General features: G+C 71.0%; 22 protein-coding genes. 10 read left to right on the top strand and 12 right to left on the bottom strand.

Features of this window, described 5'->3' with window-relative positions:
* Window positions 1-136: 136 nt before the first annotated feature.
* The gene (allB, locus tag LY40_RS16760; RefSeq protein ID WP_258937405.1) at window positions 137-1,498 is read right to left on the bottom strand and encodes an allantoinase AllB; all 1,362 of its coding nucleotides are present in this window, start codon (window positions 1,496-1,498) and stop codon (window positions 137-139) included.
* 156 nt (window positions 1,499-1,654) lie between these two features.
* On the opposite strand from allB, the gene LY40_RS16755 reads away from it, so the two are divergent.
* Window positions 1,655-2,356 (top strand): helix-turn-helix domain-containing protein, encoded by a 702-nt coding sequence (locus LY40_RS16755; RefSeq protein ID WP_258937404.1) that lies wholly within the window; start codon window positions 1,655-1,657, stop codon window positions 2,354-2,356.
* A 30-nt stretch (window positions 2,357-2,386) separates the two neighbouring features.
* Here the strand turns inward: LY40_RS16755 and LY40_RS16750 are convergent, their stop codons facing one another.
* Entirely contained in the window at window positions 2,387-3,211 is an 825-nt protein-coding gene (locus LY40_RS16750) for a hydroxypyruvate isomerase family protein (RefSeq protein WP_183778477.1), read from the bottom strand.
* A 48-nt stretch (window positions 3,212-3,259) separates the two neighbouring features.
* Between LY40_RS16750 and LY40_RS16745 the strand changes: the two genes are divergently transcribed.
* The 5 genes from LY40_RS16745 to LY40_RS16725 all read left to right on the top strand — a co-directional run bounded on the left by LY40_RS16745 (window position 3,260) and on the right by LY40_RS16725 (window position 7,038).
* Window positions 3,260-3,751 carry a helix-turn-helix domain-containing protein gene (locus LY40_RS16745; RefSeq protein WP_258937403.1) on the top strand — a complete coding sequence of 164 codons (492 nt, stop codon included), beginning with the start codon at window positions 3,260-3,262 and terminating at the stop codon, window positions 3,749-3,751.
* A gap of 100 nt (window positions 3,752-3,851) precedes the next feature.
* Window positions 3,852-4,325: a 2-oxo-4-hydroxy-4-carboxy-5-ureidoimidazoline decarboxylase gene (gene uraD, locus LY40_RS16740; RefSeq protein ID WP_258937402.1), complete on the top strand. Its 474-nt coding sequence runs from the start codon at window positions 3,852-3,854 to the stop codon at window positions 4,323-4,325.
* Complete coding sequence (uraH, locus tag LY40_RS16735) at window positions 4,322-4,645, top strand: hydroxyisourate hydrolase (protein ID WP_258937401.1); 324 nt, start codon at window positions 4,322-4,324, stop codon at window positions 4,643-4,645. Before uraD ends, uraH begins: the two co-directional genes overlap by 4 nt.
* Before the next feature lie 5 nt (window positions 4,646-4,650).
* Entirely contained in the window at window positions 4,651-5,547 is an 897-nt protein-coding gene (gene pucL, locus LY40_RS16730; RefSeq protein WP_258937400.1) for a factor-independent urate hydroxylase, read from the top strand.
* Window positions 5,548-5,658: 111 nt separating this feature from the next.
* Window positions 5,659-7,038, top strand: a complete 1,380-nt coding sequence (locus LY40_RS16725) for a nucleobase:cation symporter-2 family protein (protein WP_258937399.1) — start codon at window positions 5,659-5,661, stop codon at window positions 7,036-7,038.
* Window positions 7,039-7,302: 264 nt separating this feature from the next.
* Here LY40_RS16725 and pucD read toward each other — a convergent pair whose 3' ends face one another.
* The 4 genes from pucD to LY40_RS16705 are packed head-to-tail and all read right to left on the bottom strand — an operon-like array spanning window position 7,303 to window position 12,249.
* Window positions 7,303-9,600, bottom strand: a complete 2,298-nt coding sequence (gene pucD / locus LY40_RS16720) for a xanthine dehydrogenase subunit D (RefSeq protein ID WP_258937398.1) — start codon at window positions 9,598-9,600, stop codon at window positions 7,303-7,305.
* Window positions 9,597-10,934 carry an 8-oxoguanine deaminase gene (locus LY40_RS16715; RefSeq protein ID WP_183778490.1) on the bottom strand — a complete coding sequence of 446 codons (1,338 nt, stop codon included), beginning with the start codon at window positions 10,932-10,934 and terminating at the stop codon, window positions 9,597-9,599. The genes pucD and LY40_RS16715 overlap by 4 nt, the downstream gene beginning before the upstream one ends.
* Window positions 10,931-11,392, bottom strand: a complete 462-nt coding sequence (locus tag LY40_RS16710; protein ID WP_183778492.1) for a (2Fe-2S)-binding protein — start codon at window positions 11,390-11,392, stop codon at window positions 10,931-10,933. The genes LY40_RS16715 and LY40_RS16710 overlap by 4 nt, the downstream gene beginning before the upstream one ends.
* Window positions 11,383-12,249, bottom strand: coding sequence for an FAD binding domain-containing protein (locus tag LY40_RS16705; protein WP_258937397.1), 867 nt, complete (start codon window positions 12,247-12,249; stop codon window positions 11,383-11,385). The genes LY40_RS16710 and LY40_RS16705 overlap by 10 nt, the downstream gene beginning before the upstream one ends.
* A 124-nt stretch (window positions 12,250-12,373) precedes the next feature.
* Here LY40_RS16705 and LY40_RS16700 point away from each other — a divergent pair, with 124 nt between their 5' ends.
* The 3 genes from LY40_RS16700 to LY40_RS16690 all read left to right on the top strand — a co-directional run bounded on the left by LY40_RS16700 (window position 12,374) and on the right by LY40_RS16690 (window position 15,993).
* Window positions 12,374-13,792, top strand: a complete 1,419-nt coding sequence (locus LY40_RS16700) for a PucR family transcriptional regulator (protein WP_258937396.1) — start codon at window positions 12,374-12,376, stop codon at window positions 13,790-13,792.
* A gap of 53 nt (window positions 13,793-13,845) precedes the next feature.
* The gene (locus LY40_RS16695; protein WP_183778498.1) at window positions 13,846-15,537 is read left to right on the top strand and encodes an ABC-ATPase domain-containing protein; all 1,692 of its coding nucleotides are present in this window, start codon (window positions 13,846-13,848) and stop codon (window positions 15,535-15,537) included.
* Between the two features lie 192 nt (window positions 15,538-15,729).
* Window positions 15,730-15,993 (top strand): hypothetical protein, encoded by a 264-nt coding sequence (locus tag LY40_RS16690; protein ID WP_183778500.1) that lies wholly within the window; start codon window positions 15,730-15,732, stop codon window positions 15,991-15,993.
* 86 nt (window positions 15,994-16,079) lie between these two features.
* Here the strand turns inward: LY40_RS16690 and LY40_RS16685 are convergent, their stop codons facing one another.
* The 4 genes from LY40_RS16685 to aceB form a co-directional block, all read right to left on the bottom strand.
* Window positions 16,080-16,835: a LamB/YcsF family protein gene (locus LY40_RS16685; RefSeq protein ID WP_258937395.1), complete on the bottom strand. Its 756-nt coding sequence runs from the start codon at window positions 16,833-16,835 to the stop codon at window positions 16,080-16,082.
* Window positions 16,836-16,961: 126 nt separating this feature from the next.
* A complete protein-coding gene (locus LY40_RS16680; RefSeq protein WP_258937394.1) occupies window positions 16,962-18,161 on the bottom strand; it encodes an HNH endonuclease signature motif containing protein in 1,200 nt (399 codons plus the stop codon).
* Between the two features lie 620 nt (window positions 18,162-18,781).
* On the bottom strand, window positions 18,782-19,999 hold the full coding sequence (locus LY40_RS16675) for a DUF6986 family protein (protein ID WP_183778506.1): 1,218 nt from the start codon (window positions 19,997-19,999) through the stop codon (window positions 18,782-18,784).
* Entirely contained in the window at window positions 20,000-21,577 is a 1,578-nt protein-coding gene (gene aceB, locus LY40_RS16670) for a malate synthase A (protein ID WP_183778508.1), read from the bottom strand.
* A gap of 110 nt (window positions 21,578-21,687) precedes the next feature.
* Between aceB and LY40_RS16665 the strand changes: the two genes are divergently transcribed.
* Window positions 21,688-22,437: an IclR family transcriptional regulator gene (locus LY40_RS16665; RefSeq protein WP_183778510.1), complete on the top strand. Its 750-nt coding sequence runs from the start codon at window positions 21,688-21,690 to the stop codon at window positions 22,435-22,437.
* 177 nt (window positions 22,438-22,614) lie between these two features.
* Here the strand turns inward: LY40_RS16665 and LY40_RS16660 are convergent, their stop codons facing one another.
* Together LY40_RS16660 and LY40_RS16655 are read right to left on the bottom strand one after the other, a co-directional pair.
* A complete protein-coding gene (locus LY40_RS16660; RefSeq protein ID WP_183778512.1) occupies window positions 22,615-22,923 on the bottom strand; it encodes a DUF4333 domain-containing protein in 309 nt (102 codons plus the stop codon).
* A 362-nt stretch (window positions 22,924-23,285) separates the two neighbouring features.
* Window positions 23,286-23,636 (bottom strand): DUF4333 domain-containing protein, encoded by a 351-nt coding sequence (locus LY40_RS16655; protein WP_183778514.1) that lies wholly within the window; start codon window positions 23,634-23,636, stop codon window positions 23,286-23,288.
* Window positions 23,637-23,728: the final 92 nt, after the last annotated feature.

The following is a 23,728-nucleotide window of genomic DNA, read 5'->3' as shown; positions in this document are numbered from 1 at the left end:
CGCCGCCCGGCCACCGCCCCTCAAGGACACGCTGACGCGTGGCTGCGCTGAACGCCCCAAGGTGACCTTGGGGGCGTTCAGCTGCGCTCCCTGCTCGGCTGAGGCCGAGTGAGGATCGCGTGCACGGATGTGCCGGTCAGTGCTGTCCACTCCGGACGGGCGCAGCGGATTCCTCCCTGCTCAGGAACTCGCCGAACGGCTCGGCCCCGTGCTCGAGGTTGATCTCCCGGCCGCGCAGCCAGCTCGCGCGCACCACTCCGGCCAGCGCCCGCTCGTGATAGGCGCTCACCGGGTTGCGGTGCCGCAGCCGTGTCCGGTCGACGACGAACGCCTCGTCGGGTGCGAACACCGCGAAGTCCGCATCGCATCCGACGGCGATGCGTCCCTTGCTGGCCAGTCCGACCTGCTCGGCGGGCCGCTGCGCCATCCACCGCACGACGTCGTCGAGGGTGAATCCCCGCGACCGCGCCCCGGTCCACACGGCGGGCAGTCCCACCTGCAGGCCGGCGATGCCGCCCCAGGCATCGCCGAAGTCGCCCGTGTCGAACCGTTTCAGCTCCGGGGTGCACGGTGAATGGTCGGTCACGACGCAATCGATCACGCCGTCGCCCAGCGCCCGCCACAGCTCTTCCCGGTTGCCCGCTTCGCGGATCGGCGGGCAGCACTTGAACTCGGTGGCGCCGTCGCGGATCTCCTCGGCGACGAAACTCAGATAGTGCGGGCAGGTTTCGGCGGTGACGCGCACCCCGTCGGCGCGGGCCTGGGCGACCAACGGCACCGCGTCGCCCGCCGCCAGGTGCAGGATGTGCACGCGCGCGCCCGTACGGCGGGCGAGGTCGAGCACGCGGGCGATCGCCGTGTTCTCGGCGGCGCTCGGGCGTGAGCCGAGGAAGTCGGTGTAGGCGCGGCCGTGCGCGGCGGGCGCCCCTTCGATGGTGTCGGCGTCCTCGGCGTGCACGATCAGCAGGCCGTCGAACTCGGCCAGTTCGCGCATCGCCTCCTCGAGTCCGGTCTCGTCGAGCGGGGCGAACTCGTCGACGCCCGAGTGCAACAGGAAGCACTTGAACCCGAACACGCCCGCGTCGTGCAGCGGCCGCAGCTCGCCGCGGTTGCCGGGGACGGCGCCGCCCCAGAACCCGACGTCGACGGCGATGCGCCCCTCGGCCGCACGGCGTTTGACGTCGAGGGAGGCCACGTCCACGGTCGGCGGCAGGCAGTTGAGCGGCATGTCGACGATCGTGGTGACGCCCCCGGCGGCCGCCGCGCGGGTGGCCGTGTCGAAGCCCTCCCAGTCGCTGCGGCCGGGGTCGTTGACGTGCACGTGTGTGTCGACCAGTCCGGGGAGCAGGACCTCGTCCTCCCGCAGCTCGACCACGCGATCACCGGACAGCGCGCCGTAGTCGTCGACCGCCGCGACACGCCCGTCGGACACGCCGACACTGCACGACCGTTCGCCGTCGGGCGTCACCGCACGTGCCGCGTGGAACACCAGGTCCATACCCGCACCTCCTCACCGAAAGACCACGTGCAGCCAAGCACATGTGAAGTCATAGGTAAACACCCGCGCCGTACCCACGATGCGCTACGCACCCCGTGCGCGGCAACCACCCCGCGCCTGACCCCGCGGCCGGGACCGGCGCGCTAGATTCGATCCGTGCTCCCCGCCGACGACACGCACCTCGGTACCCGCATCCGGTCGCTGCGCACCGGACGTGGCGTGTCCCTACGCGCCCTGTCGGCGGAACTCGGGATCAGCCCGAGCGCGCTGTCGCAGATAGAACGCGGCCGGATGCGCCCCTCGGTGACCCGGCTGCTGCAGATCATGTCGGCGCTGAACGCGCCACTGTCCGCGGCCTTCGGCGAGACGGCCCCCGGCGGGCCGACTGCCGAAGCGACCGCGGCGGACGCGACAGCGGCGGAGGCGGTTCCGAGCGGGACGCCGACCGACGGGACGGAGACCGGCGACGCGCCGCCGGGCGGAACTGGGGCCGCGCGGCGCGCGGGCACGTCCGACCTCGGCGACGCGGTCGTGGTCACGCGCGCGGACGAGTCCGCGGTGCTCTCGCTCGGCGACGGCGTCACGTACCGGAGCCTCACCCCCGTACCGCTGTCCGGCGCAGAGGTGTACGAGACCGTCTACCCACCGGGGTCGACCTCGAGCCAGGACGCCGAGTACCTCAGCCACGCCGGCCACGAGATGGGCAGCGTCACGGCCGGACGGCTGACCGTCGACGTCGACGGTGTCCGGCACGAACTCGGCCCCGGCGACGGCATCCGGTTCCCGTCGGCGCGGCCACACCGCATCCGCAACGACGGCGCCGACACCGCGGTCGCCGTGTGGATCAACGTGCACTGACCACCGAGCCGACCGGCTCCCGCACCCCGCTCAGCGGTGCCCGGAGCGGCGGCCGCGCGGCAGCCAGTCCAGCGACGTGACCGTGTCCGTGGTGGGCAGGTATTCGAGGCCGACGAACCCGTCGTAGCCGGCCGCCTCGAGCGCGGCGAGATGGCGGTCGAGGTCGGTGGTGCCGCTGCCCGGTTCGTGGCGGCCGGGTGCGTCGGCCAGCTGGACATGCCCGGTGCGCGCGGCGTGCTCGGCGACGGTGTCGATGTCGCCGACGACCGCGCGGTGGTACAGGTCCGTGAGCAGCGTCAGCTCGGGCCTGCCGACGCGGTCCAGGATGGCCAGGGCGTCAGCGGTCGTGGTCAGCGGGTACGCGGGGCGGCCGGACAGTGCCTCCAGCACGATCTTGCCGTCGAACTCGCCGACGCGGCGTGCCAGCCGGTCGAGCGTAGCGGCCGCGACCTCGTCCTGCTCCCGGGGGTCGACGCCGTCGAGCCGGTTGCCGTACAGCGCGTTGAATCGCCGGGTACCGAGCCTGCGCGCGATGTCGAGAGCCACGTCGACGCTGTCGGCCAGTTCCGTCTCACGGCCCGGCCACGACACGAGTCCGCTGTCGCCCGCCGCCATGTCGCCCGCGAAGAAGTTCAGGCTGACCAGGCGCACCCCGGCGTCGGTGATCGCCGAGACGAACGCGTCGACCTCGGCATCGGCCGGGACGGCCACGGCGTCGAACGGCCACCAGCACTCCACGGCGTCGAAGCCGGCTTCGCGCGCCGCACGGGGACGTTCGAGCAGCGGCAACTCGGTGAACAGCGTCGACAGGTGGGCGTCGAAGTGCAGGCCGTGCAGGGTGGGGTCCGGGCTCATGCGCCCATTCTGGCCCGCCCGCCGCGTTCCCCCGTAACCTTCCCCTTCGTGGGACACCTGGAGGCCGAGTTCACGAGCGAACCCTTCCATGGGGAGGGCACGCCGCCTGAGCACGCCGTCCAGGCGCGCGCCGCGGCCGAGGCGGCTGGGCTGAGCACGGACTTCGGCCCACTCGGCACGTCGGTCAGCGGTGACTCGGAGGCCCTGCTCGACGCACTCCCCTCGATCGCGCGCGCGGCTCTCGACGGCGGCGCCACCCGGCTCACCCTGCGGCTGCAACAGCCCGGCGCCAGCGTCGAACCGGACGGGACCGAACCGGGCAGCGTGCTGGACGGCATCGTGCGCCGGGTGGAGGCCGAACTCGGCACCCGGTTGTCCGATCTGGACAGAGCAGGCAAACAGCGGGCGGTACGCCTGCTCGACGAGCGGGGCGCCTTCCAGCTGCGCCGGTCCGTGGCAGCGGTCGCCGAACAGCTCGGCGTCACGCGCTTCACGGTGTACAACTACCTCAACCGCGACCGGCACCTCGACCAGGACTGATCCCCAGGGACGCGCTCACGCGCATTCGCTTGCGCCCCGCGTGCGCACGGATTTCAACAAAATGTTGACGCACTGATGGGGCTCGCTTACGTTGCAACGGATGAGCCACCTGCGGCTGGCCGAGTTCAACTCGGCCGATCCCGACCGCGTCCGGCCACTGCTGACCGGATGCCTCGACGTCGACCGGTGGGCCGACCGCCTGCTGGCGGGCCGCCCGTACGCCGACGTCGGCGCGCTGCTGGCCCATGCCCGCATCACGCTCGAACCGGCGGAGATCCACGCCGCGATGGCGGCCCATCCGCGCATCGGCGAGAAACCGGCCGCGGGCACGTCGCACGCCGAACAGTCCGGTGTGGACGATGCGGACGCCGAGCGGTTCCGCGCCGCCAACGTCGAGTACGAGAAGCGGTTCGGGCACGTGTTCCTGGTGTGCGCGAGCGGCCGCAGCGGCGCCGAACTGCTCGCGAACCTCCGCTCACGGCTCGGCAACGACCCAGACACCGAGCTGCGCATCGCGGGCGAAGAACTGGTCGAGATCGCGCTGCTGCGCCTGGAGAAAGCGGTGACCGCATGAGCCTCGTGACCACGCACGTCCTCGACACCGGGCGCGGACGGCCCGCCGCGGGCGTTCCCGTGCGCCTGGACGCCCGCGACGACGACTGGTCGACCATCGCGGCCGCCACCACCGACGACGACGGCCGCGTCCGCGACCTCGGACCCGACACCCTGCCAGCAGGTGTGTACCGGCTCGTGTTCGACACCGAGTCCTATTTGGGCGAGGGCTGCTTCCTGCCCGAGGTGACCGTCGCCTTCCGCATCACCGATCCGGCCGCGCACCACCACGTACCCGTGCTGTTGAGCCCGTTCGCCTACTCCACCTACCGAGGGAGCTGATCCACATGGGCATCACGCTGGGGCCCAACCAGTACGGCAAGGCCGAGGTCAGGCTCGTCACCGTCGACCGCGAGGGGCCGGTGCACCACCTCAAGGACCTCACGGTGTCGACGTCCCTGCGCGGCCAACTCGAGCGCACGCACCTGACGGGCGACAACGCCGACGTCGTGGCCACCGACACGCAGAAGAACACCGTCTACGCCTTCGCCGCCGGCGGGGTCGGCGAGGTCGAGGACTTCGCACTGCGGCTCGCCGAGCATTTCACCGGTTCGTTCGAACACATCACGGGCGCCCGCATACTGATCTCCGAACACGCGTGGAACCGCATCGACGTGGGCGGAACACCACACGATCACGCGTTCAGCCGCCCCGGGGGCGAGGAGCGCACCACGGCGGTGACGCTGCAGGACGGCAAGGCCTGGGTCGTGTCCGGCCTGACCGGCCTGACGGTGCTGAAATCCACCGGGTCGGAGTTCCACGGATTCCCGCGCGACGAATACACCACGCTCGCCGAGACCGACGACCGGATTCTTGCGACGGCCGTCACGGCACGCTGGCGCTATTCCGCCACGAGCGGTATCGACTGGACCCTGTCGTTCGACGAGATCCGCCGCACGCTGCTCGAAACGTTCGCCACCAAACACAGCCTGTCGCTGCAGCAGACCCTGTACGCGATGGGCGAAGCCGTACTCGAGGCACGGCCCGAGGTCGCCGAGATCCGGTTGGCCATGCCGAACAAGCACCATTTCCTCGTGGACCTGAGCCCGTTCGGGCTGTCCAACGAGAACGAGGTGTTCCACGCCGCCGACCGCCCGTACGGCCTCATCGAGGGCACCGTGCTCCGGGACGACGAACCCGCCGACGCGGCCGGGCTCGCCTGGTACTCGTTGCCCGAGTTCTGAGTCACCGACCGGGTTCCACGGCCGCGACCGGCCGAGACCGCACCCCGCCGACCGGTACCGCCGTCCGTCACCGTCGCCAGGCAGCCACCGACCACTTTGGAGGGGTTCTGCGTGCATCCCGTCGACACGAAACCGCCGCTGCCACAACTGATCGCCGGAGGCCTGCAGCACGTCGCAGCCATGTACGCGGGCGTCGTCGCCCCGCCGCTGATCATCGGCGGGGCGGTGGGCCTCTCCCCCGGCCAGCTGAGCCTGCTGATCAGCGCAAGCCTGCTGACCGCCGGCCTGGCCACGCTCCTGCAGACCCTCGGCGTGTGGCGGTTCGGCGCCCGGCTTCCGCTGGTGAACGGCGTGACGTTCGCGGCGGTCGCGCCCGTGCTGGCCATCGTGGAACAGCACGGACAGCAGGCCTCGCTCGGCGTCGTCTACGGTTCGACGATCGTCGCGGGTGCGCTGATCGTGCTGGCGGCACCGTTCTTCTCCCGGCTCACCCGGTTCTTCCCGCCGATCGTCACGGGCACCGTCATCACGCTCATCGGGGTGTCGCTGCTGCCGGTGGCGGTCGGCTGGATCGCGCAGCAGGAGGAATCGGCGAGCGGGACGAACCTCCTGCTGGCGGGCATCACGCTCGTGGCGGTTCTCGCGTTCAACCGGTTCCTGTCGGGCTTCTGGAGCCGGATCGCGCTGCTGCTGGGCCTGGTGCTGGGCACGCTCGTCGCCTGGCCACTGGGCGAGGTCGACACGTCGACACTCGCGGAGGCGCCCGCCTTCGGGATCGTCACACCGTTCCACTTCGGCACGCCGGTGTTCGACATCGCGGCGATCGTCTCGATGGCGATCGTGGCGCTGGTGATCATGGCCGAGAGCACCGCGGACATGTTGGCACTCGGCGAGATCGTCGACCGGCCCACCTCGGAGCGCACGCTGGCGGACGGGTTGCGCGCCGACGGGTTCGGCACCGCCGTGGCGACCGTGTTCGGCGGCTTCGCCTGCACGGCCTTCGCGCAGAACGTCGGACTCGTCGCGCTGACGCGCATGGTGAGCCGGTACGTGGTGGCGGCGAGCGGACTGATTCTCGTGTTGCTGGGCATGTTCCCGGTGACCGGAGGGATCGTGGCCCTCGTGCCGCAGCCCGTGCTCGGCGGTGCCGGGCTCGTGCTGTTCGGCAGCGTCGCCGTGTCGGGCCTGCGGACGCTGGCGAAGGCATCGTTCGAACGGCCCGCCAACGTCACGATCGTCGCCGCGGCGCTCGGAATCGGGCTCATCCCGATCGCGGCACCCGAGTTCTACGCCGGGTTCCCGTCCGCGCTGCGCACCGTGCTCGACTCCGGGATCAGCGCGGGCTGTCTCGCCGCCGTGGTGCTCAACCTCGTGTTCGGCGACCGTGTACGGCGGTCCGCCGCGGACCCGGAATCCACGGACACGGAACCCACGGGCACGGCAAGCACGAGCTCGACGGATCCGAACCCGACGGAGTCGTCCGGCAGCTGACCGTTTCCCGCGTGCCCGATCGCCACCGGGAGCACGACACCGGCGGGTTTCAACGGCGCCGTGTTGTCGATCCAGGCGGCCGTGTTGCGGACTCGTGTGCCGATGGTTCCCAGTCGGCGGGGTGGCGCCGCCCCGGAATCCGCAATACGAACCCCGCAACGCACAACACGGCCCCTGGAAAACGCAACACGGGCCCCGGAAGTTGCAACACGGGCCTGCGCGGCTCCGGGGACGGTCCGAGGCCGGGAACGCGGATCCGCGATCTCAGATGAGGTGGTCGGGGCGCACCGGGACTCGGAGCAGTTCCTTGCCGGTCGCGGCGCGGATGGCCGCGACGATGGCCGGGGTGGACGAGATCGTGGGAGGTTCGCCGACGCCGCGCAGGCCGTAGGGGGCGTGCGGGTCGGCCAGTTCGAGCACCTCGATGTTCATCGGCGGCATGTCGAGCACCGTCGGGATGAGGTAGTCGGTGAACGACGGGTTGCGGATCACGCCGCCGTCGGTCCGGATCTCCTCCATCAGCGCCAGGCCGAGCCCCTGGGCGGAGCCGCCCTGGATCTGGCCGACGACGGCCTGGGGGTTGAGCGCCTTGCCGACGTCCTGCACGCAGTCCAGCGACACCACCTTGACGAGGCCGAGCTCGACGTCGACGTCGACGACGGCGCGGTGGGCGGCGAACCCGTACTGGACGTGCGCGTTGCCCTGGCCGGTCTCGGGGTCGAGCGCTTCGGTGGGCCGGTGCCGCCATTCAACGGTCTCATCGAACTCCGCCTCGCCGAGCACGTCGACGAGGTCGGCGAGCACGCCGTCCGCCGCGGAGGCGAGCTTGCCGCCGTCGAGGTGCAGCTCAGCGGCGGTGCGGGACAGTGTCGTCGCGGCATGGGACAACAGCGCTCCGCGTACCTTCAGCGCCGCCGCCCGCACGGCGCCACCGGTCATGTAGGACTGCCGGGACGCCGACGTCGAGCCTGCGCTGCCGATCGAGGTGCCGGCCGGCAGGATCGTCACCTGGTCGACGCCCAGCTCGGTGCGGACGATTTGCTGGAGGATCGTCACCAGCCCCTGGCCGACCTCCGCGGCCGCGGTCTGCACCGTCACGGCGGGTTCGCCGCCGACGGCGGCCAATCGCACGCGGGCGGTCGAGTAGTCGTCGAATCCCTCGGAGAAGCAGATGTTCTTGATGCCGACGGCGTAGCCGACGCCGCGCACGACGCCCTCACCGTGAGTCGTGTTGGACACGCCGCCGGGAAGGCTGCGCAGATCGGCCACGCCCGCGTCCCGTGAGGGACCGGAGGGAAGGGGCATGGCGTCGAGTCGGTCCAGCAGCTCGGCCACCGGTGCGGCCGAGTCGACGGTCTGCCCGGTGGGCATGACGGTGCCCTCGCACATGGCGTTGCGGCGCCGGACCTCGGTGGGCGAGAGCCCGCACGCGGCGGCGAGTTTGTCCATCTGCGACTCGTAGCCGAACGCCGCCTGCACCGCGCCGAATCCCCGCATCGCCCCGCACGGCGGATTGTTGGTGTACGTGCCCCAGCAGTCGATGCGCACGTTCGGCACGTCGTAGGGGCCGACGCCGAGGGTCGCGGCATTGCCCACCACGGCACCCGTCGACGAGGCGTAGGCGCCGCCGTCGAGGTAGATCCGGGCGGTGACATAGACGAGCCTGCCGTCGCGGGTGGCACCATGCTCGTAGTACATCGTCGCGGGGTGCCGATGAACGTGGCCGTAGAACGACTCCTCACGGTTGTAGACCATCTTCACCGGGTTGCCGGTGTACAGCGCGAGCAGGCTGGCGTGGATCTGCATCGACAGGTCCTCACGCCCGCCGAACGCACCACCGACACCGGCCAGCGTCAGCCGCACCTGCTCCGGCGACACGCCGAGCGCGGCGACGATCTGCTGCTGGTCGACGTGCAGCCACTGGGTCGCCACGTACAGGTCCACGCCGCCGCTGCCGTCGGGCACGGCCAGACCGGACTCGGGGCCGAGGAACGCCTGGTCCTGCATGCCGACCTCGTAGCGTCCGGTGACGACGACGTCGGCCTGCGAGGCCTGCTCGCCCCGCCGGATCGCCGCGTGCCGCACCACGTTCCCGCCCGGGTGCACCGCCGCAACGTCGCCGCGCACCGCCTCCTCGGCGTCGGTCACCGGGTCGAGCACGTCGTAGGTGACGTCGATGAGTTTCACCGCCCGCTGCGCGGTCTCCGGGTGGTCGGCGGCCACGACGGCGACGGGTTCACCGCGGTAGCGCACCACGTCGTCGGCGAGCACGGGCTGGTCCGGGTGTTCGAGGCCGTAGCGGTTCAGGCCGGGCACGTCGTCGTGGGTCAGCACGGCGTACACGCCGGGCACGGCGACGGCGGCGGCGATGTCGACGCCGGTGACGCGCGCGTGCGGATACGGACTGCGCAGCGTCGCGCCCCACAGCATGTCCTCGTGCCACAGGTCGGACGAGTAGGCGAACTCGCCCCGCACCTTCCTGGTGCCGTCCGGGCGGGCCGGGCTGGTGCCTACCCCGTTCACGGTCGTGGCTGCGGTGCGGCCGCCGGTCGTCGACGTCATCGCATCCTCCTGCTCGCGGTGCGGAGTTCCGCGGTCACTGCCTCCTCGTCGGTGGTGGCCAGCCGCCCGTCGGCGACGACGGTCTCGCCGCCGACCAGCAGCATGCTCACATCGGGTGTCGCGCCGAGGACGAGCGCGGCGACCGGGTCGTCGATACCGGCGTAACGCAGTCCGCCGAGATCCCACACGGCCAGGTCGGCCAACTTGCCGGGTTCGAGCGAACCGATCTCCCCCTCGCGGCCGAGGCAGCGTGCCCCGCCCATCGTGCCCATCCACAGCGCCTGCCGGGTCGTCAGCGCCTCGGGACCGCCCTGCTGCCGGGCCTGCAGCAGGGCCTGGTGCAGTTCCTCCCCCAGGCCGCCGGATTCGTTGGACGCGGCACCGTCGACACCGAGGCCGACGGGTGCGCCCGCGTCGAGCAGCGCCCGCGCCGGGGCGATGCCCGTGCCGAGCCTGCCGTTCGAGGTCGGGCAGTGCGCGGCTCCCGTTCCGGTGGCGCCCATGCGGCGGACCGCGTCGTCGGCGAGGTGCACGGTGTGGGCCAGCCACACGTCGTCGCCGAGCCAGCCGAGTTTGTCGGCGTACTCGGCGGGCGTGCACCCGAACTCGGCGAGGCACTGCCGCTCCTCGTCGAGCGTTTCGGCCAGGTGCGTGTGCAGCCGGACGCCCTTGCGCCGCGCGAGGTCCGCGGCATCGATCATGAGCCGCTCGGTGACGGTGAACGGCGAGCACGGGCCCACGGCGATGCGCACCCGCGCGTCGGGCGCCGGGTCGTGGTGGGCGTCGATGGCCGCTTCCGTGCCCGCGAGGGCGGCATCGAGATCTTCGACGAGGTGATCCGGCGGCAGTCCGCCGTGAGACTGCCCGCGGTCCATCGAGCCACGCACGAGGTGGCCGCGCACACCGACCCGGTCCACCGCGGACACCAGGGCGGCCAGCTGGTCGCCGCCCTCGCGCGGAAAGACGTAGTGGTGGTCGGCGACCGTGGTGCAGCCGGTGAGCGCGAGGCGCGCCAGTCCGGCGGACGCGGCGGCGTGGGTGATCTCGGCGTCGAGGCCGCCCCACACCGGATACAGCTCGACGAGCCACTGGAACAGTGTCGAATCGGCGGCGTAGCCGCGCGTGGCCCACTGGTACAGGTGGTGGTGGGTGTTGATCAGCCCTGGGGTGACGAGACGCCCGGAGGCGTCGACCCGGGTTCCGGTGTACCGCGCGGGCGCGGGGCCGTCCCCGACGGCGACGAGGACCTCGCCGTCGACGACGACGTGGCCGTTGCGGTACTCGGTCCCCTGGGCGTCGACGGTCGCGACCGCCGCGTTCTCGATGATCATCATCGCGCACTCGCCGCCGAGCGCACCGCGTCGAGGATCTTCTCGTAACCCGTGCAGCGGCACAGGTTCCCCGCCAGGGCCTCGCGGATCTCCTCGTCACTCGGATCCGGTTCGCGGCGCAGCAGGTCGTGCGCGGCGACGACCAGTCCCGGCGTGCAGAATCCGCACTGGACGGCGCCGCACTCCACGAACGACTGCTGGACGGGATCGAGCGTGTCGCCGTCGGCGAGCCCTTCGACGGTACGAACCTCCCTGCCCTCGGCCTGCCCCGCGGCGACGAGGCAGGCGCACGCGGGCACCTCGTCCAGATACACCGTGCAGGAGCCGCACTCGCCCTGTTCGCAGGCGTTCTTCGACCCCGGGAGGCCGAGCCGCTCCCGCAGCACGTACAGCAGGCTCTCGCCTTCCCACACGTCGTCGGCTCGGCGCCGCTCGCCGTTGACGGTCAGATTCAGGCGCATGCTCGCACGCTCCCTCGGTAGTCGTCCCAGGCCCAGGTCAGCGTCCGTCGCGCGAGGACGCCGAGGGCGTGGGTGCGGTAGTCGGCGGTACCCCGGACGTCGTCGATCGGTTCCGTGGCCGCGGCCACGAGCTCGGCGAACCGCCGCTTCAGCGAGTCCGGCAGCGGCGCGTCGTCGTCCCACGGCAGTTCGGCGGCGAGGAACTCCTCGGCTCCCGACACCCGGCGCGGGGTGGGCGCGGCCGATCCGATGGCGACACCGGCGCGGCCGTCGCGGAGGACGAGGCCCAGCGAGCACACCGCGATCACCATGGCGTTGCGCGTCCCGATCTTGCTGAACTGCTCCGCGGCCGTTCCCGCCACAGGCAGGAGCACGGCGGTGATCAGCTCGTCGGGTTCAAGGACGCTGCGCTTGACGCCTGTGTAGAAGTCGGTCGCCGGAATCCGCCGCACGCCGCGAGCCGAGGCGAGTTCTATCTCCGCGCCGACGGCGAGCAGTACGGGGTGCGTGTCGCCCGCGGGCGAGGCGGCGCCCAGGTTGCCGCCGACGGTGCCGCGGTTGCGGATCTGCGGCGACCCCACGGTGCGGGATGCCATCGCCAGGCCGGGGAGCGTGTCACCGAGTTCGTCGATCAGTCGGGTGTAGGGCACGCCCGCCCCCAGTCGGACGTACCCGCCGGACGCGGACCAGGTGGCGAGCTCGGCGATCCGCGTCAGGTCCAGCAGCGCCTCGGGGCGCCGGTGGTCGTAGTTGAGTTCGACCATCACGTCGGTGCCGCCTGCGATGGGCACGGCCCCCGGACGCTCCGCCTTCGTGGCGAGCGCCTCCTGCAGGCTGTCCGGTCGGACGAATTCCACGGTCTCGCTCCAGGTCTCGGGTTGCTTCTGTCAGTAGACAGCCCGGCCCGGTCCGCGGCAACGGCGCGCACACATGAAAGCGCGGCCCCACAACCGGCTGATTTTGTGTTTTCCTACAAATCTGATGACGCTGGTGAAGACTCTGCTGGAGATCCCGAGCCTGCGACTGCGCGTGCACACGGGCGGGAATCTGCTCGACCGCGAGGTCAGCCGGATCTACGTGACCGAACTGCCCGATCCGAGCCGCTACCTGTCCGAGGGCGAGTTCGTGTTGTCGGGACTGCTGTGGTGGCGCGAACCGGGCGATGCGGAGCCGTTCGTGCACGCGCTCGCCCACGCGTGGTGCGCCGGGCTGGCGGCGTCGGGGGCCGACACCGGCGGCATCCCGGACGACCTGGTCGAGGCGTGCCGGCGGCATCGGATTCCGCTGCTGGAGGTGCCCGCCGACCTCTCGTTCGCCGTGGTGACCGAACGGGTCGTGCTGGCCCTGGCCGCGGAGACCGGCGGTTCCCGCAAACGGCTGCTGTCGGCGGCGGCCGACGACGCGTCGCTGCCCGCGCTGTTGGCCTGCGGCGCCGCCGAACTCGGCGCGGACTGCTGGGTCGTCACCCCGACGGGCCGCGTCGTGGCCGCCAACGACCCGAGGCCGCCGCGGCGACGCAGCGTGCTCGCCGTGGGAGGAAGGAACGCGGTGCCGTGGTCGCTCGTCGTCGACGCGGACCTGGGCCCCGGCGCATCGGAGGTGGCCGAGGAACTGGCGAGCCTGGTCGGGCTGGCCCGTGGCCGCGAGGACGAGGTACGCCGCACCCGCATGCAGGTCGCCGCTCCCCTGGTGCAGGCACTGGCCGACCCCGCGAGCACGACCGAGGAACTCACCCGGGCGCTGGCCGCGACGGGACTGTCCGGCGAGAAGCCCGTGCGGGTCCTGCTCGCACGCACTCCCGGTTCGGGTGCGGCCGCGGAGATCCTCGACGAATTGCTCGCGGTCCTGTCGGCCGAGGACACGGCCTTCACCGGACCGGGCGCCCCGGATCTCGTGGAGGAGGCGTGGGCGGTCGTACCCGCGGGCGCCGGCTGGCCCGAGGATTGGGCCGCGCGGGCGACCGACGCGCTCGCGGCGCTCGGGCGAGGCCGCGTCCTCGTCGGTGCGGGCGGTCTGGTGCAGGTACCGGGACTGCGGGGTGCGGCGGACGAAACGCGGCACGCGGTGCAGGCGGCACAGCGCCGCCCCGAACGGGTCGCCGTCGCCTCGGGTGACGACCTGGGCATGCACCGATTGCTGCTCGCGGGAGCGCCGGACGAACTGCGCCGCACGTTGGCCGGGCGCGTACTCGGGGCGCTACCGCAGCATCCGGAGCTGCTGCGCACCGTCTGCGTCTACCTGGAATGCTCGGGATCCCCTGCGAAGGCGGCCAAGCAACTGCACGTCCACGTGAACACGCTGCGGTACCGCATCGCGCGGGCCGGCGAGATCCTCGACGCCGACCTCACGGACTTCCGCACCCAGGTCGAGGTCTTCCTCGCGCTGTCCGTGGAGTCCTGACAGGACCCGCCGCGGCCTTCGCGACACCGCTGTGGGCCGTACCGTGTGAAGTGATGGCACGCGACAGGAGTGACGAACGAACGCTCGCCGAGCTGGGGGCGACACTGTCCCGGCTCGACGGTCAGAGCTACGGCAGGTACAAGAGTCTCCAGGGCGACTGGGACGCGGGCGGATACACGGTCGGCGTCCGCAAGGCGCAGACGGATCCGTTCGCCCCGGCGAGCCGCATCGAGGTGCGGATCTCGGCGGACTACGCCGGGTTCCCGAAGGAACTGTGGCACACGCCGGTCCGCGCACGTGCGCTCGCGGACCGCCTGCTGCGGGTACTGGGTCAGCAATTGCGCGGGTCGCTGCTGCGCGCCGACGTGGGCGGACAGCAGGTGCTGGACCGCAGTGCGCTGCGGATCTCCGGCGGCGCACTGACCGTACGGCTGGGCATCGACCTGCCGGGGCCGCGCCGCCGCATCGACGGCCGCGGCGCGCGGAAGGCGCTGTGCGAGCAGCTCCCCCGCGCCGTCGAGTCGCTGCGCTACGACGCGCTCGACGCCGACGACCTCGCCGCGTTCGTTGACTCCGTGGAGGACACCGACGCGCTGCGGAAGGCCCTGCCCGAACGCGGGCTGGTGGCATTCGTCGCCGATGGCGCGATGCTCGCACGCCGCAGCGGCACCGATGACCGGCCGTTGGCCGACGGCGTCCCGTTCGAATCCCCCGAGTCGCTGCGCACCACTGTGGAATTGCCCAACCGGGGGACGGTCACCGGGATGGGCATCGCCGAGGGCATCACGTTGATCGTCGGCGGCGGGTTCCACGGCAAGTCGACGTTGCTGCGCGCGCTCGAGCGCGGCGTGTACGACCACGTTCCCGGCGACGGCAGGGAACTGGTGGTCAGTCGGTCTGCCACGGCGAAGATCCGCGCCGAGGACGGACGCAGCGTGGAGCGGGTGGACGTCAGCGCGTTCGTCGGCGGGCTGCCCACCGGCGCGGACACGAGGGACTTCTCGACGTCGAACGCCTCCGGGTCGACCTCGCAGGCCGCGACCACGGTCGAGGCCCTCGAGGCGGGCGCCGAGGTGCTGCTGATCGACGAGGACACCGCGGCGACGAACCTGATGATCCGCGACGCCCGGATGCAGGAGCTCGTCGCCAAGGGCAACGAGCCGCTGACACCGTTCGTGGATCTCGTGCGGCCGCTCTACACCGAACACGGCGTGTCGACCGTTCTGGTGATGGGTGGCTCCGGCGACTACCTCGACATCGCCGACCGCGTGATCATGATGGCGTCCTACCACGCGGAGGACGCGACGGAACGGGCTCAGCAGCTACGCGGCCGGGCCGACCGGACGGTCGAGGCCAGCGGGTTTCCCGCCGCGGCGCACCGGGTGTGCGACCCCGCGTCGCTCTCGCCCGAACACAAGGGCAGGCGCAAGGTCAAGCAACGCGGCATCGACACGCTCACCTACGGCGACACGGACATCGACCTGCGTGCCGTGGAACAGATCGTCGACCCCGGTCAGGTGATGGGCATCGGCCTGGCGCTGGCTCACGGCGTCGAAGCGGGACTGGTCGACGGTGACCGCACCATCGCCGAGTTCCTCGACCTGCTCGATGACGACCTCGCCGACGGCGCCGACGCGATCCGCCACGGCTTCCTCGGCGACTACGTCGTGCCGCGCCGGTTCGAGGTCGCCGCCGCACTGTCCCGGCTGCGCTCACTACGCGTGGCCCGGCTCCGCGACGGCTGACGGCTGGCGACTGGCGACTGGCGACGGCAAACGAGCCGGCACCTGCGGCTGTGGCTCGGCGCCGGCCGCTCACGGCTCGAACGGTGCCTGACCGCGGACGACGGTGCGCCGAACCGAGCGCCCGTCCACGACCCGCCGGTCCCGGCGACGAACCCCTCGCGGGCCCGGGACCGGGGGATAACCTCGGTGACGATGATCGACGTGCGGGACGGCTCGGGCGAGGCAGGCACGATCCTGGGCAAGCGCACTGTGCTGCAGCTCGCGTGCGGCGTCTTCGTCGCTCTGGTCGGGCTCTTTCTGGCGATCGGTTCCGACAACCCGGTCTGGCTGTCCGCGGCGCAGGTCGGTGCGGGCGCGACGATGACCGTGGCGGCCTGGCGTTCCCGGCCGCGACGTCGGCGGTCGGCCTCCGACCACACCGGCGAGGTCGGCCGCGCCGACACCGACGGGCGGTGAACAGCTACACGCGGCCGGACAGCAGCGGCAGCGCTGCGCAGCTCTGTGGTTTCCCGCGATTCTGGGGTTACAGGGCGGCGCTTCCGCTATGCGAACGGCGCGAGCTCGACGCCCGCGTCGAGCAGCCCTTCCCGGACTCGCCGGGCGAGTTCGACCGCGCCTGCTGTGTCGCCGTGCAGGCACAGCGAGCGCGGCCGCGCCTCGATCTCGGTGCCGTCGATCGCGGTGACCATTCCTTCGGTCGCCATCCGCACGCTACGGGCGACGACCGTGTCGGCGTCGTGCACGACGGCGCCCGGTGCCCGGCGGGACACGAGTCTGCCTTCCGGCGTGTAGGCACGATCGGCGAACGCCTCGGCGATGGTCGGCAGTCCGGCCTCGTCGGCCAGCCGCAGCAGTTCGGATCCGGGCAACCCGAGGATCGGCAGGTTCGCGTCGTAGGTCCGTACCGCATCCACGACGGCTTCGGCCTGAGCAGTGTGGTGGGCGACGGCGTTGTACAGCGCGCCGTGCGGTTTGACGTAGCGGACGCGCGTGCCTGCAATGCGCGCGAAGCCGTCGAGCGCACCGATCTGATAGATGACGTCGTTGCCGAGTTCGGCGGGGTCTGCGTCGATGAACCGCCGACCGAACCCGGCCAGGTCGCGGTAGCCGACCTGCGCACCGATCGCCACCCCGCGCTCGGCTGCGCGTTCGGTGACGCGGCGCAACACGGTCGGATCGCCCGCGTGGAATCCACATGCGACATTGGCGCTGGTCACGATGTCGAGCAGCGCGTCGTCGTCGGTCAACGGCCAGATCCCGAAACCTTCACCGAGGTCGCTGTTGAGGTCGAGCACCATGTCGTCAGGGTAAACGCAGGCCCCGGGTCGGCGGCGTGCGCGCGTGCACCGAAGAGCCACCAGACACGGAGGTAGCGGTTTCCTCGGGGTACCCGTGGCGACGCCCGACCTGGGCCGCCGTTCCCGTCAGAAGGGTGGCGGTTCGTCACGGCTCAGCGGTGACTGCCGTCGTGGGGTGAGGATTGGTTCGCGTTCGCCGGTGTAGGTGGCGCCGGTGGGCGTGGTGATCGTTGTGGCGCCGCGGATCGGGTCGTAGCGCGTGACCCACCCGGGTGCGTTCTTCATCCGGTGATGTCGTCGGCAGCGTGGTCCGGTGTTGGTCAGCGAGGTGGGGCCGTGGTGGGCGGCCCATTCGCGTTCGTGGTCGAGGTCGCAGTGCCGCGCGGGCCGCCGGCACCAGGGAACAACACATTCGCGGTCGCGTACGCGGACGAGTTCGCGGATGGTGGCCGTCGGTCGGCGCCGGGTCCGGCCAAGGTCGAGCGGCTCGCCCGTGGCCGAGTCGCACAACACCGCCCGCCACACGCTTTCCGGACCGGTCATGATCTCCCGGGCGATGGGGGCGGGGATGGGGCCGTAGCCGTCGAGTTCGCAGCCGGTGTCGCTGATGGACAGGGCCGCGTCGACCGGCAGGTGCACATACACCTGCGCCGCCGCCTGCGGCACCTGAACACCGGGGTCGTTGCCGAGTAGCAGGTCGGCGGTGACATCGGCCCGCAACTGCTCCAACGTGCGGGTCTCGCCGCCTCGACGCAGTCGGCGGGCCATGGCATCGACTCGGGCGTAACACGCCGAGGCCACTTCGGAGCGCAGGTCGACGGTCAGGCGTGATTGGGCGTGCTCGCCGTGATCGAGCTGGAGTTTGCGGTCCTCGTCGGCAGTGCGGGCGCGGGCCGTCTGCCCGCCCGGATCGACGCGCTGCACCAGCCGTGCCGCGTGACGGGCCAGGTTGCCCGGCTGCCACGTCGACACCGGCGCATCCGTCAGCTTATCGGCCAACAGCTCGTCCACCCGCCGGGCGTGAGCGTCGGACAACGGTGCGGTCACCCGCAGCACCCGGCGCGCCCCGTAGCCGTCGGTCAACCCATGGCGCATGGCCGTCAGCATCTGCGGCATCCGGCTGGCCAGGTCCACTGCTGCCTGGATCCGTGCCTCGACTTCCTGGGGCGACATACGTAGTTCGGGTGCCAACGTCTCGGCCAGCCCCCGCCGTTCGGCCGGACCAGTGTCCACCGCGGCGAGAAACTCGACCTCGGCAGCATCGACCCGCGCCCGCTGCTCCCGCAGCGAACGCGCAGCCGCGACCATGTCCCCAGTACCAAGCACCCCACCAACACTACCGAACACCAGTACGAATAACTTCACCCAATAGTGCCGATATCGCGGTGCCGATTTCGGTCGTCGTGCCGAACAGTGCCAACTCGGGGACGACGTCAACCGTGATGGCCGGGCGCTTCGGGAGGACTGTCAACGTGAGGGAGTACACCCGGCGGCATCACCCCATGGCGGACCACTGTGGAGCGTCACGGTGGACCACCGGAGGACCTACTCGGATCGGCGTGTTGTTCGTGGTGATCCGCACCGAGCGCGGAGGCACCCACCCATATCGAGATCATCAACTGCGTGCCGGCTTGTCACCAACGAGCCCGAGCAGCACACCTACCGAGTACGCAGGCACACGAAACAGCCGCACACCGACGACACCGTGCGCTTTGAAGACCGCGTGATACACGCGGCCACACGGCGGCGATGACGCGGAGTTCCACCTGATCCCGGAGAACTGCCCGCCCGGCGAGGGCGACGAGCCCCGGAAACCACAACACGAACCCCGTTTGCACAACACGCGCCCGGAAACCGCAACACGGGCCCCTGAATGCGGAACACGGGCCCCGGAATCTGCAACACGGGCTCTTGAACGCAGGACACGCGCGTCCGTATGCCGGCGGTCAACCCGCGCGCGCGGCCAACCGGGACAGTGCTCGCCGGTCCAGTCCACCGTCCAGTTCGGTCTCGTCGACGGCGCCGCAGTCGAGGCCGCGTAGCACGTACGTCGCGAGTGCCTGGGCGGTCGCGGGCTCGTCGAGCACCGCTCCGTCGACGTCCCCGACGTAGGCGCGCAGCCGGTCGGCGGCGGACGTGAGGTTCTCGCGGAAGAACGCGTAGGTGGCGGCGAACCGGCTGGGCAGCTGGTGCGGATGCAGGTCCCAGCCCTGGTAGAAGCCGCGTTCGAGGGACCGGCGTACCAATCGCAGATGCTCGGCCCACCCGTCGGCTACGGCCTCGCCCACCGGTAGGCGGTTGGTCGACCCGTCGGACAGCCGGACACCCCGGCCGGCGGCCGCGACCTGCATGAACTGCTTGGCGAAGTCGGCGGCCGGGTGGTCCATGCTCTGGTACGCGCCCGCGATGCCGAGGCTCGCGCTGTAGTCGTAGGTGCCGAAGTGCAGCCCGCTGCAGCGGCCGTTGGCGGCCTGCACGATGGCGGGCAACGCGACGGTGCCGTCCGCCCGCAACACCGACTGGGTGGTCTCGACCTGCACCTCGAACCGCAGCGTCCCGACGGCGAGCCCGTGGACCTTCTCCAGCTCGCTGAGCACGTCCGCGGCGGCGGTGACCTGGTCGACGTCGGTGACCTTCGGCAGCGTGACGACGAAGCCGGGCGGCGGACCGCCGAGCGCTTCGAGGAACAGGTCGAGAGTGCGCATGCCGCGGCGGCGGGTGCCGACCTCGAAGCTCTTGAACCGGATACCGCAGAACGGCGCGACGGGGCCGCTGTCGGGGTCGCCGCGACCGGCCACTTCGGACGCGAGTTCCCGTCCGCAGCGCACGACTTCGGCGTCCTCGACGTCGTCGCCGGGGTTGCCGTAACCGTCTTCGAAGTCGATGCGCAGGTCTTCGATCGGTTCCGACGCGAGTTTGGTGCGCACCCGTGCGAGCACGTCGTCGGTCGCGGGCAGCTCGTGGGACGTCAGGACGTCGAGGGCACGAGTGCCCCACTGGCCCGCCAACCCGGCGTGGTAACGGCCCGCGGGGACGTAGACGGTGTGAACGGGTTGCCGTCCGGCCGGCTCACCGGGATAGGCGGCTGCCACACGGGCGTCGGACGCCGCGAGTGAGGCGTCGATGCGCGCGTAGACGTCCTCGGTGAGCCGGCCGGCGGTCACTTACTTGATCCGCTCGTAGGCGGGCAGCGTCAGGAAGTCGGCGAACTCGTCGGCGAGCGCGACCTCCTCGAACAGCTCGACCGCGGGCTGGAGCAGGTCGGACGGGATCTCGTCGGCCAGCTCGCCCTTGATCTCGTCGAGCACGGAGCGCACGAGCTCGCGGGTCACGGTCGCCCCGGTGTCGGCGAGCACGACGCTGTTCTGCACCCACTGCCACACCTGCGACCGGGAGATCTCGGCGGTCGCAGCGTCCTCCATGAGGTTGTGGATACCGGCGGCACCGTTACCGCCCAACCAGGAGGCGATGTAGCGCACGCCGACGTCCACGGCGCCCCGCAGGCCGGCGGCGGTGCACTGCGCGTCGGTCGCGGCCACGTCGAGGAGCTGGTCGGCGGTGACGGACACGTCCTCGCGAAGGCGGTCGAGCTGGTTCGGCTTGTCACCGAGGACCTTGTCGAACTCTTCCTTGCACAGTCCGACCATGCCGGGGTGGGCGACCCACGAACCGTCGAAGCCGTCGCCGGCCTCGCGCGACTTGTCGGCGTGCACCTTCTTCGTGGCGTTCTCGGCGACCTCGGGGTCCTTGCTGGGAATGAACGCCGACATGCCGCCGATGGCGAAGGCGCCGCGCTTGTGGCACGTGCGCACGAGCAGCTCGGTGTAGGCGCGCATGAACGGAGCGGTCATGGTGACGGCGTTGCGGTCCGGCAGGACGAACTTCTCACCCGCGTCGCGGAAGTACTTGATGACGCTGAACAGGTAGTCCCAGCGGCCCGCGTTCAGGCCCGAGGCGTGCTCGCGCAGTTCGTAGAGGATCTCCTCCATCTCGAACGCGGCGGGGATGGTCTCGATCAGCACCGTGGCCCGGATGGTGCCGTGCTCCACGCCGAGCGCCTTCTCGGCGTGGGTGAAGATGTCGTTCCACAGCCGCGCCTCGAGGTGGCTCTCCATCTTCGGCAGGTAGTAGTACGGCCCCTTGCCGCGGGCGAGCAGTTCCTTCGCGTTGTGGAAGAAGTGCAGGCCGAAGTCGACGAGCGCGCCGACCCCCTTGCGGCCGTTGAACTCGAGGTTGCGCTCGTCGAGGTGCCAGCCGCGCGGGCGGACGACGATGGTGGCGTGCTCCACGTCGTCGCGCAGCGCGTAGTGCTTGCCGTTCGACTCGAGCTCGATCGTGCCGCGGATCGCGTCGGACAGGTTGATCTGCCCGTTCACGACGTTGCTCCAGTGCGGCGTGTTCGCGTCCTCGAGGTCGGCGAGCCACACCTTGGCACCGGAGTTGAGCGCGTTGATCGTCATCTTGCGCTCGGTCGGGCCGGTGATCTCCACACGGCGGTCGCGCAGCGCGGGCGGAGCGTCGGCGACCTGCCAGTCGGACTCGCGAACCTGCTTGGTCTCGGACAGGAAGTCCAGGCGTCCGGTGCGCTTGGCCTCCTCGCGGCGCTGCTTACGAGCCTCCAGCAGCTGGTCACGAGTGGCCGCGAAGTTCTCGTGCAGGCCGGCCACGAAGTCGAGTGCCTCCTGCGTCAGCACTTCGTCGCCGCGCTCGATCGCGTCGCCGAGCACACGAACATCAGACATGGAACACCTCAGGGAACGTCGTTGAGCATCGATCTTCTATATGTCGGACTATAGTTTCTACATTACGGAAGCTCAATGTGAGCAACCCTGCAGCGAGGGTGAAAGGAGTCATGGTGGCCACGAGCGGTGGAGTGCAGTCCCTCGAGCGGGCGTTCGAGCTGCTGGAACGGCTCGCGGACGCCGGGGGCGAAGCGAGTCTGTCCGAGCTGGCGACGTCGTCGGGGCTGCCCATGCCGACGATCCATCGGTTGATCCGCACCCTCGTAGCCTGCGGCTACGTACGGCAGAACGCGAACCGGCGTTACGCCCTCGGGGCACGATTGATCCGACTGGGCGAACAGGCGAGCCTGCAGTTCGGCACCTGGGCACGGCCACTGCTGGCCGAACTGGTGGACGAGATCGGCGAGACGGCCAACCTGGCCGTCCTGGAACGCGACGAGGTCGTCTACGTGTCCCAGGCGCCCTCGAAACACTCCATGAGAATGTTCACCGAGGTGGGCAGGCGACTGCTGCCCCACGGCACGGGCGTCGGCAAGGCGATCCTGGCGCAGTTGCCGACCGACGAGGTCCGTGCCCTCCTCGACCGGACCGGCATGCCCGCCTACACCGAGCACACGCACACCGACGTCGAGGCGTTCCTGGCACACCTCGCCGAGATCGCCCGACAGGGGTACGCGCTCGACGAGAGCGAACAGGAATTGGGCGTGCGGTGCATAGCGGTACCGGTTCCCGGCACGCCGACCCCGACCGCGGTCTCGGTGTCCGGACCGGAGGGCAGGCTGACCAAGGACGCCGTCGTGCGCATTGCCCCGACTGTCCAGCGCACCGCCGAGGCCCTGGCGAAACAACTACCGGGGTGACGCCGCGGCGGCGCGGCACCGGCGGGCCACGCTCAGGTCCACACCACGCCCGGCCCACACCACCCGGCCGACACCACTGCCGGCCCACACCGCGACCGGCGCCGGGCGTGCATACGACGACGGCGGGCGCCGGATGTCCCGGCGCCCGCCGTCGTCAGTGATGAGCGGCCGGCGCCCTCACTCCCCCGCGGTCTGCTGCGGCGTGATGTCGAAGCGAACCTCGTCACCGTCGACACTGGTCACGGTGATATCGGTCTTGACCTCGGTACCGCCCTGCACGGTCACCGTGCACGTCGTCGTGGCGTCCACCTCGCCGTCCAGATCGTCGGGGCAGTCGACGCTGTCCACCGGCATGCCCTGCTGCGAGATCGACGACGACACCTGCTCCTCGAGGTCGTCCTTCTCGACGTACATCGAGCACCCGGCCAGTCCGAACACGGCGACGCCGAGGACGGACAGTGCAAGAACACGGGACACGCGGGGCATGACGATCTCCTGAAGACGTGAAGGGAGCTCCGGCCGGACAGCCGCAGCCTCATACTTCACTCCGACTTCACAGTCGCCCGGCGCGTTCCGTTGCTACGTGGTGTCCCATCCCACACGGCATCTCATCCCCCGCGGCTCCGCAATCCACACAGCGCCGCAATCCACACAGCGCCGCAATCCACACAGCGCCGCAATCCACACAGCGCCGCAATCTCGCACCGCGCCGCAATCTCGCACCGCGCCGCAATCCGACATGACGAATACACGTCCGGCCGGAGCGGGTTGTCGTCGCGAGGCCGGGCCGTCGCACCGGCGGGCCGAGGCCGCCGTCTACTTCGGACCGCGAGCGGCCTGCGCCCGAATCAAGAGTCGGCGGTGGCCGATTCCGGCTGACCGACCTCCCAGTCGACCCCGAAATCACCGGAGTCGGCGTCGACACGCGTCACGGTCACCGACACCGGCGCGGCGGTTCCGTCCGGGGCAACCAGGGTGCATTCGGTCCTCGCGCCCTTCTCGGCATCGACGTCACCCGGGCACGTGAGATCCTTCGGTCGCTGTCCGACCTCCGCCGTCACCGACGCCAGCAGCTGTTTCTCGAGCTCACCCTGTTCGATCTGCGGGCCCGTGGAGACCGACACTTCGGCGGAGCACGCGGCCAGCCCCAACGTCAGACAGGCGGCAGCTGCAGCAACGAAACGAGCGGTCGTGGACATGGGTCTCCTTCAGTGCAGAAACGAGAGGGCAGAAACGAGGGCGTCCTGAGGACTGTGCCGCACCGCAATCGGGTCCGAATCCGTGCCCGCGC

Origin of the sequence: Prauserella salsuginis (assembly GCF_024648885.1) — a bacterium.
Taxonomy (GTDB): Bacteria; Actinomycetota; Actinomycetes; order Mycobacteriales; family Pseudonocardiaceae; genus Prauserella; species Prauserella salsuginis.
The sequence above is the reverse complement of the archived record's forward strand: the minus strand, read 5'-3'. Positions and strand labels throughout refer to the sequence as shown.